This window comes from Flavobacterium sp. HTF, assembly GCF_003105115.1.
Classification (GTDB): domain Bacteria; phylum Bacteroidota; class Bacteroidia; order Flavobacteriales; family Flavobacteriaceae; genus Flavobacterium.
This window is the reverse complement of sequence record NZ_QETH01000136.1, coordinates 1-8,138: the sequence shown is the minus strand read 5'-3', so window position 1 is coordinate 8,138 and position 8,138 is coordinate 1. Positions and strand designations below refer to the sequence as shown.

Below are 8,138 nucleotides of genomic sequence, written 5' to 3'. Positions count from 1 at the left end.
GACATATAAAGTCTTTAAGAATACTATTGTCAGGCTGAGCGAAGTCGAAGCCCTTTTTTTACTTCGCATTTCGAAATTCTGTTGGCGACAATCCTGTTTGTTTCTTGAAGAATCGGGAAAAATAGGAATAATCTTCGTAACCTACTTTAAAAGCCACTTCATTTACCGCTAATTGCTTATCCATCAGCATTCTTTTGATTTCTAAAATTACCCGATCTGTGATAACTTCTGTTGCCGTTTTCTGCAGAATTTCATTGCAGATTCTGTTTAAATGTTTCAGGGTTATATTTAATTTTTCAGCATAGAAAGAAGGCAGTTTTTGGGTTCTAAAATAATCTTCCAGAAGCAATTCAAATGTATTGATTTTGATATTGTATGAATGCGCCTGATGCGAATAGGTTTCACTGTATTTGCGGGCGATCTCGATGTGAATTGAATCTAATAAATTCAGCATTTTGTCGAGCTGGTATTTATTTTCCTGATTGTTTTCCTCAATTAATAAATCAAAATAAGGCTGAATTTTTGGGATTTCTTTTTCTTCAAAAACCATTTCCGGCCGATTATGAATGGAATGATAAAAATTATACTCGTTGATATTTTTCTGTCCGAAATATAAATTATACAATTCCTGCGAAAAGATAATTACAAAACCTTCAATATCTTCAGACAAATTCCAATGATGCATTTGTCCGGGCTGCAGCACAAATAAACTTCCTCTTTTAATTTCAAACTGATCAAAATCGACTTCATGTTTTCCTGAACCATTTGTAAAAAAGACCATTAAATACGAATCATGCCGATGCGGTTCTTCGACAAAACTGTGATTTTTTAGGTGTTCATTAAAAGTATTCACATAAAAATCACGATGAATGTCATTGCAGCTAAAATTCTGAACACTATAAACGGGATACTTTTTCATACACAGATAATATTTATTGCTTTTTGATCACAGAGTCCCATTCTCCGATTTGGAATTTGGAATTTAAATTTTGGAAATTAAACCAAAAATGTCTTTATTGTGCTATAATAAGCGAAGATATAAAAAAGACTTTTAAGTCATTAAAAATTACCTTTGTATAAACAAAAAATAACAAAGTCATGTCAAGCGCATTAACTCATATTTTAAAAAACGAATGTCCTGTTTGTCACACCGGAAAAGTCTTTACAGACAAAAATATTTTCCTGAATTTTGGTTTACCAAAAATGAATGAGCATTGTAGTCATTGCAATTATAAATTCCAGAAAGAACCTGGTTATTTTTTTGGCGCGATGTATGTAAACTACGGTTTAACAGTCGCTCAGGGAATTGCAACCTATTGTATTGCACAATTCTTCTTTGAAACAAATTTCGATTTAAGAATTATTCCGATCATCGCTGTTGTGATTACTTTGCTAACTTCTTTCAATCTAAGATTTTCAAGGTTAGCATGGATTTACATGTTTAAGGATTATACGAAATAAAAAAGTGTTATTTTTGCCTTTCAATTGAAACTAATTTTCAATTCCAAAAAAATAAAAAACAAATTAGACAAATGAAAGCATACGTATTTCCAGGTCAGGGCGCACAGTTTACAGGAATGGGCAAAGACCTTTATGAAAACTCGGCTTTAGCCAAAGAATTATTCGAAAAAGCTAATGAAATTTTAGGTTTTAGAATTACAGATATCATGTTTGAAGGTACTGCCGAAGAACTAAAAGAGACTAAAGTTACACAGCCGGCTGTTTTTTTACACTCCGTTATTTTAGCCAAAACTTTAGAAGATTTTAAACCGGAAATGGTTGCAGGACATTCATTAGGAGAATTTTCAGCTTTAGTTGCAAACGGAGCATTATCTTTTGAGGATGGTCTTAGACTTGTTTCTAAACGTGCTTTAGCAATGCAAAAAGCATGTGAAATCACTCCATCTACAATGGCTGCAGTTTTAGGTTTAGCTGATAATGTTGTCGAAGAAGTTTGTGCTTCTATAGATGGTATTGTTGTGGCTGCAAACTACAACTGTCCAGGCCAATTGGTAATTTCAGGAGAAACTACTGCCGTTGAAAAAGCTTGTGAAGCCATGAAAGCTGCCGGAGCAAAACGTGCTTTAATTTTACCTGTTGGAGGTGCATTTCACTCGCCAATGATGGAACCTGCAAGAGAAGAATTAGCTGCTGCAATTGAAGCCACTACATTCTCTGCCCCAATTTGCCCGGTGTATCAAAACGTAACTGCAAATGCGGTTTCGGATGCCAATGAAATTAAAAAGAACTTGATCATTCAGTTGACTGCTCCTGTAAAATGGACACAATCTGTACAGCAGATGATCGCTGACGGTGCTACTTTGTTTACTGAAGTTGGTCCTGGAAAAGTATTAGCTGGTTTGATTAATAAAATCGATAAGGAAGCTGCTACTGCGAATGCTTAATTTTTAAGATTAACTTACCGAATAAATAAAAATCCTCATAAACCTTAATCAGTTTATGAGGATTTATTTTTTATAATTCTTTTATTTCTTCAGAGTAATTATTCAGAATTCCGGTAATTAAATAATTTTGATTTCTTTTTTCAAAGAAGATATACCAAGTTGTTCTGGCATTGGCTTTATAAAAAATATATTCTGAACCTAAATAATTAAGAGGTTTTGGAGTTTTCTTATGTGGAAAAGTAAAAATATTGGAAAAAATAAACTCGGAAATATTATTAGCATAATTCTCTGCTGATTCAGGAAAACCAAAATAATCCTTTTCAAAAAGAGTAAAAACCAAATTATCAAAATAATCTAGAACTTCTTCACCAAAAATCACTTTTTCCAAGGGTATGCCTTTATTCTTTTAGACATTTCAGCTTTAAATTCTTCAAGAGTGAACCCTTTTGCAAATTCTGCATCAAAATCAAAAGTTTCCGGATCTATTCCTTTAAATTTTGGTTTTTGAATTTCATATTCAGTCGCAGGTTCTTCAACCTTATTATTCTTCTTTTTATTTTCTTCTTCCGAATTCATAATTCCTACATTTTTAATTCTTACAAATTTACAAAATAAATTGAATCAAATTGACCATTTTTTACAGAGCTTTCTTTTCCTTCTTCTTATAATTGACAATAAAAACCCCAAGAATAATAAGTGCTGTAGCAATGACAAAATCAATTGTAATGATTTCATCCAAAAGAAGCCAGCCCAGAAAAACAGCAATTATAGTGTTTATATAAGACAATATCGAAACCTGTACCGCCGTAACATGCTTTAAGGCATAATTATAACAGAAAAAAGCGATTACAGAGCCAAAAACAGATAAGTAAAAAGCAGCAAAAATACTTCTTGAACTCCATGAACTTAAATCAGGATCTGGCGAAAAAATAGCTGCTAACACCAACTGAATACAGGATGCCATTGTAAATTGATAAAATAAATTGAGTATGATATTATTCGATTTATTAGCATGTGTTTTGGTATAAATCGTTCCCGCTGCCCAGGCCAAAATGGCAAATCCCATGAACATCATTCCGGTTCTGTAATCTGCATCCAAAAATGAACCAAGTCCGTCTTTGAATATGAAAACGACGCCTGAAAATCCGATAATTACACCTACAAATCCTCTTAAGCTTATTTTTTGCAATCCAAACAAAATACTGCCCAGAAAAATAAGTATTGGTGATAAAGCACTTATTACAGATGCCAATCCGCTGGGTAAAGTCTGTTCTGCAATTGTTGTAAAACCATTCGCTATGACAATCATTAAAACTGAAGGAATAAGCTGGTGTTTTAAATTTTCCCAGCCAATCCATTTTAATTGTTTTTTAAATAATAAAATAGTCATCATGATCAATCCTGCCAATCCCTGACGAATAGAGGTTACAAACCAGGGCGGAATTGTTTCAACTGCAACCCTAATCCCCAAAAATGTAGTACCCCAAATAATCCCAACCGCCGTTAAGGCAAAAATTAGTTTATAATCTAAACTTTGTTTCATGATCGTAAAGTTCTATAAAAAAATCCCAAACTATATTATTATAATTTGGGACTTTAAAATTTATAATTTTAATTAAGAAATTATTTATTCCTTACTTTTTGTTCCCATTTCCAGGCGCTTGCCATTGCTTCGTCTAAACTTAACTCTGCCTTCCATCCTAAGACATTATTTGCCTTATCTGTGTTTGCATACGCTTCTGTAATATCACCTTCACGGCGTGGCATCATTTTGTATGGCAATTTTTTATCACTTACTTTTTCAAAACTATTAATGACTTCCAGGACAGAACTTCCTTTTCCTGTTCCTAAATTAAAAGTCTCTACTTTCGACAGATTCTTCTTGTTTAATAAACGCTGTAACGCTATAACGTGCGCTTTTGCCAAATCTACCACATGAATATAATCACGCACTGCAGTTCCGTCCGGTGTCGGGTAATCACTTCCGAAAACAGATAATTCCTGGCGTAATCCTACTCCGGTTTGTGTGATAAACGGAACCAGATTTTGAGGAACTCCTAATGGTAATTCTCCAATTTCAGTTGATGAATGTGCTCCAACAGGATTAAAATAACGCAATAAAATAGCACTGATATTAGTTACTTTGGCTGTATCAGTAATAATTTCCTCTCCAATTTGTTTTGTGTTTCCATACGGGGACATTGCAGCCTGAACCGGTGCATCTTCAGTAATTGGCATTTTTTCAGCCTGACCATAAACCGTACAAGATGAACTGAAAATAAAACTGGCTTCCGGTTTTTGTTGCAGTTGCTGTAATAAATACACTAATGTGCTAATATTGTTTTCGTAGTATAACAACGGATTTTCGACACTTTCACCCACTGCTTTTGATGCCGCAAAATGAATCACACCTGTAACATCTCCGTGTTTTTTAAAAAAATCCTGCACTGCGGCTTTTTCTCTTAAATCAATTTTCTCAAAAATGGGCTGCTTGCCCGTAATTTTTTCAATTCCTTTCAAAACATCTTCGGAAGAATTAGAAAGATCATCAATTACAACGACTTCAAAACCTTCATTTTGCAATTCGACTACTGTATGCGATCCTATAAATCCTAATCCTCCTGTTACTAATACTTTCATTTTTTGGGTTGTTTTTCGGCTGTTAATTTGGTTGTTTTATTTTAAAAATTCAATTACACTATCAGTAATAAATTTAATCTGCTCATCATCTAATTCAGTATGCATCGGCAAAGCAATAACTTCTTTTACCAGTTGATTGGTTACAGGAAATTGCTCTTCTTTATAACGAACATCTACATACGCTTTTTGTGAATGCAAAGGAATTGGGTAATAAATAGCACAAGGAATCCCTTTATCCAGTAAATGCTGCATCAATGCATTTCGATCTGCATCAACAATTCTTAAAACATATTGATGAAAAACGTGGTCATTATCGTTTGCATCAAATTCCGGTGTAATAATATTTTTATTACCTGCAAAAGCTGCATTATATTTAGTCGCAGCGCGGCGGCGTGCTTTATTATACTCGTCCAGCAAAGGCAGTTTTGCATTTAAAACCCCCGCCTGAATGCTATCTAAACGTGAATTTACACCAACAACATCATGGTGGTAACGCTCATACATTCCGTGATTAACGATTCCGCGGATAATGTGTGCCAGTTTATCATCATTGGTAAAAATTGCTCCTCCATCTCCATAACAACCTAAGTTTTTAGATGGAAAAAATGAAGTTGCTGCTACGTGGCCAATTACTCCCACTTTGGTTTTTGTTCCCGATTTAGAAATATAATCAGCTCCAATTGCCTGTGCGTTATCTTCAATTACATACAGATTATGCTCTGTGGCAATTTCCATAATGGCATCCATATTTGCAGCACGGCCAAATAAATGAACCGGAACAATAGCTTTGGTTTTTGGTGTGATAGCTTTTTTTAGCGCTTCAATATCAATGTTCATATTTTTCATATCAACATCAACTAAAACCGGGGTCAATTGCAATAAAGCAATAACCTCAACAGTCGCAGCAAAAGTAAAATCGGCAGTGATTACCTCATCACCAGGTTTTAGATCCAGTCCCATCATTGCGATTTGCAATGCGTCTGTACCATTAGCACAAGGAATAACATGTTTTGCGCCTAAATACTCTTCAAGATTTTTTTGAAACTGGTGAACCAATGGCCCGTTAATATAAGTATTTGTATCTAAAACTTCCTGAATAGAAGCATCAACAATAGTTTTTATTTTCTCGTATTGACTCTTTAAGTCAACCATTTGAATTTTTTTCATTTATCTTTCTTTATTTAAAACTTAAGATTTGTTTTTTCGAATTGAATCTTCAAAACAAAGAACAAAAATAGTTATTTAATACCTTTGAACAATGAAAATAATCGAAAGAAACGTATTTTAGCACCAAAAATATACACATGCTTTTTCTATACAATTTAGTCATTTATATCGCTTCTTTCTTCCTGAAAATTATTGCGCTTTTTAGCCCTAAAATCAAGCTTTTTACTGAGGGAAGAAAAAATGTTTTTGCTATTCTTGAAGAGAAAATAAAGCCAACAGATAAAACAATCTGGTTTCATTCTGCCTCTCTTGGCGAATATGAGCAAGGTCTTCCGGTAATTGAAAAAATTAAAGAAAAATATCCTTCGCATAAAATTATAGTTACTTTTTTCTCCCCTTCAGGATACGAAGTGCGTAAAAATAACACAGTTGCAGACGTTACTGTATACCTGCCTTTGGACACGAAAAGCAACGCTAAAAAATTTTTAAGACTAGCCCATCCTGAAAAGGTTTTTTTCATTAAATATGAATTCTGGCTTAATTACTTAAATGAGCTTAAGAAAAATGAAGTTCCGACATATTTAATTTCAGGAATTTTCAGAGACAGTCAAATGTTCTTTAAATGGTATGGAGGATTTTACAGAAAAGCGCTCAAAAGCTTTACTTATTTCTTTGTACAAAACGAAAGTTCGAAGGAAAAAATTAAAGGACTGGGATTTGAAAACGTAATTGTTTCCGGCGATACCCGATTTGACCGTGTGAATGCTATTTTAGAAAGAGACAATTCTCTTGATTTTATTGAAGAATTTAAAAATAATCAAACCACGATTATTATCGGAAGCTCATGGCCAAAAGACGAAGCCTTACTGTCCCAATATATCAATGAAGCTCCTGAAAATGTAAAATTTATTATTGCACCGCATAATATTAAGCCAGAACAGATTTCAAATTTAAAATCACAAATCACAAAATCTACTATTTTATTTTCACAAAAAGAGAATACTGACTTATCGGATTATAATGTGTTTATTATCGATACCATTGGATTGTTAACCAAAATCTATAGTTACGGAACGATAGCGTATGTAGGAGGCGGTTTCGGCAATCCCGGCATTCATAATATTCTGGAGCCTGCTACGTTTGGAATCCCGATTGTAATTGGGCCGAATTATTCTAATTTCGCAGAAGCTGTTCAATTAGTAGCACTTGGCGGCTGTATTGTTATTTCTAATGAAGAAGAAATCAGGCAAAACCTTAATCGCTTAATTAAAGACCGGAACTTCTTAAATGAAAAAGGCCAGATCTGCAGATCTTTTATCCAGGAAAACAAAGGAGCTACAAATAGTATCATGACACTGGTTTCGTAAGGTTTTCAAATGCAAAGATGTTTTTCTGCAATCATAATTCTGTGACAAGTGTGTAAAACATACCGGTTCCACAATTTACCATTTACAGATATTCATCAAAAACCAAAACAAACCGGAATCAAACCAGTTAAAAAGCCAAAATATTTATTGAATATTCAGCAAAAAAATATTTATACAAAAAATACCATAATATATTATATTTTTAATGTTCTGGCATATTATTTGATAAATAAGATAATCGTGAGCAAGGAAAATATTTTAAAAAAAAAGTGAAAAAATATTTTACATATTAAAAAATTTATATCTTTGCCACGAATTAATAATTAACCTTTTATAATAAAGTAAGATGAAAAAAGTATTTTTAAGTTTAGCTGTTGTTGCTGTTTTAACTGTTGTATCTTGTAAAAAAGCTGACGCTGCAGCTCCTGAAGCTGTAGATTCTACTGCTGTTGCTGTTGATTCTGCTGCTGCTGTAGTTGATTCTGCTGCTGTAACTGTTGATTCTGCTGCTGCAAAAGTTGATTCTGCTGCTGCAAAAGTTGAAGAAGCTGCTCCTGCT

At 33.5% G+C, this 8,138-nt stretch carries 10 protein-coding genes; 4 read left to right on the top strand and 6 right to left on the bottom strand.

All coding sequences use genetic code 11. From position 1 onward, the window contains the following. Positions 1-58: 58 nt before the first annotated feature. Complete coding sequence (locus DCO46_RS21595; protein WP_116754547.1) at positions 59-919, bottom strand: helix-turn-helix domain-containing protein; 861 nt, start codon at positions 917-919, stop codon at positions 59-61. A 179-nt stretch (positions 920-1,098) separates the two neighbouring features. Between DCO46_RS21595 and DCO46_RS21590 the strand changes: the two genes are divergently transcribed. Further along, positions 1,099-1,461: a DUF983 domain-containing protein gene (locus tag DCO46_RS21590; RefSeq protein WP_116754546.1), complete on the top strand. Its 363-nt coding sequence runs from the start codon at positions 1,099-1,101 to the stop codon at positions 1,459-1,461. 71 nt (positions 1,462-1,532) lie between these two features. Then, positions 1,533-2,405, top strand: a complete 873-nt coding sequence (fabD, locus tag DCO46_RS21585; protein WP_116754545.1) for an ACP S-malonyltransferase — start codon at positions 1,533-1,535, stop codon at positions 2,403-2,405. 70 nt (positions 2,406-2,475) lie between these two features. Here the strand turns inward: fabD and DCO46_RS21580 are convergent, their stop codons facing one another. The 5 genes from DCO46_RS21580 to DCO46_RS21560 all read right to left on the bottom strand — a co-directional run bounded on the left by DCO46_RS21580 (position 2,476) and on the right by DCO46_RS21560 (position 6,212). Beyond that, complete coding sequence (locus tag DCO46_RS21580; protein WP_116754544.1) at positions 2,476-2,793, bottom strand: hypothetical protein; 318 nt, start codon at positions 2,791-2,793, stop codon at positions 2,476-2,478. Next, positions 2,781-2,981 carry a hypothetical protein gene (locus DCO46_RS21575; protein ID WP_116754543.1) on the bottom strand — a complete coding sequence of 67 codons (201 nt, stop codon included), beginning with the start codon at positions 2,979-2,981 and terminating at the stop codon, positions 2,781-2,783. The genes DCO46_RS21580 and DCO46_RS21575 overlap by 13 nt, the downstream gene beginning before the upstream one ends. A gap of 61 nt (positions 2,982-3,042) precedes the next feature. Next, positions 3,043-3,948 carry a DMT family transporter gene (locus DCO46_RS21570; RefSeq protein ID WP_116754542.1) on the bottom strand — a complete coding sequence of 302 codons (906 nt, stop codon included), beginning with the start codon at positions 3,946-3,948 and terminating at the stop codon, positions 3,043-3,045. A gap of 80 nt (positions 3,949-4,028) precedes the next feature. Beyond that, a complete protein-coding gene (gene galE, locus DCO46_RS21565; protein WP_116754541.1) occupies positions 4,029-5,045 on the bottom strand; it encodes a UDP-glucose 4-epimerase GalE in 1,017 nt (338 codons plus the stop codon). A gap of 36 nt (positions 5,046-5,081) precedes the next feature. Then, positions 5,082-6,212 carry a DegT/DnrJ/EryC1/StrS family aminotransferase gene (locus DCO46_RS21560; RefSeq protein ID WP_116754540.1) on the bottom strand — a complete coding sequence of 377 codons (1,131 nt, stop codon included), beginning with the start codon at positions 6,210-6,212 and terminating at the stop codon, positions 5,082-5,084. A gap of 137 nt (positions 6,213-6,349) precedes the next feature. On the opposite strand from DCO46_RS21560, the gene DCO46_RS21555 reads away from it, so the two are divergent. Then, a complete protein-coding gene (locus DCO46_RS21555) occupies positions 6,350-7,579 on the top strand; it encodes a 3-deoxy-D-manno-octulosonic acid transferase (protein ID WP_116754539.1) in 1,230 nt (409 codons plus the stop codon). Between the two features lie 346 nt (positions 7,580-7,925). Next, a partial coding sequence (locus DCO46_RS21545) for a hypothetical protein (protein WP_116754537.1) occupies positions 7,926-8,138 on the top strand: 213 nt, incomplete at its 3' end.

Bases quoted from the DNA above. Each gene is read 5' to 3' on its own strand.
- DCO46_RS21590 (WP_116754546.1), top strand. From the start codon at position 1,099: ATGTCAAGCGCATTAACTCATATTTTAAAAAACGAATGTCCTGTTTGT.
- fabD (WP_116754545.1), top strand. From the start codon at position 1,533: ATGAAAGCATACGTATTTCCAGGTCAGGGCGCACAGTTTACAGGAATG.
- DCO46_RS21560 (WP_116754540.1), bottom strand. From the start codon at position 6,212: ATGAAAAAAATTCAAATGGTTGACTTAAAGAGTCAATACGAGAAAATA.
- DCO46_RS21575 (WP_116754543.1), bottom strand. From the start codon at position 2,981: ATGAATTCGGAAGAAGAAAATAAAAAGAAGAATAATAAGGTTGAAGAA.
- DCO46_RS21555 (WP_116754539.1), top strand. From the start codon at position 6,350: ATGCTTTTTCTATACAATTTAGTCATTTATATCGCTTCTTTCTTCCTG.
- DCO46_RS21595 (WP_116754547.1), bottom strand. From the start codon at position 919: ATGAAAAAGTATCCCGTTTATAGTGTTCAGAATTTTAGCTGCAATGAC.
- DCO46_RS21570 (WP_116754542.1), bottom strand. From the start codon at position 3,948: ATGAAACAAAGTTTAGATTATAAACTAATTTTTGCCTTAACGGCGGTT.
- galE (WP_116754541.1), bottom strand. From the start codon at position 5,045: ATGAAAGTATTAGTAACAGGAGGATTAGGATTTATAGGATCGCATACA.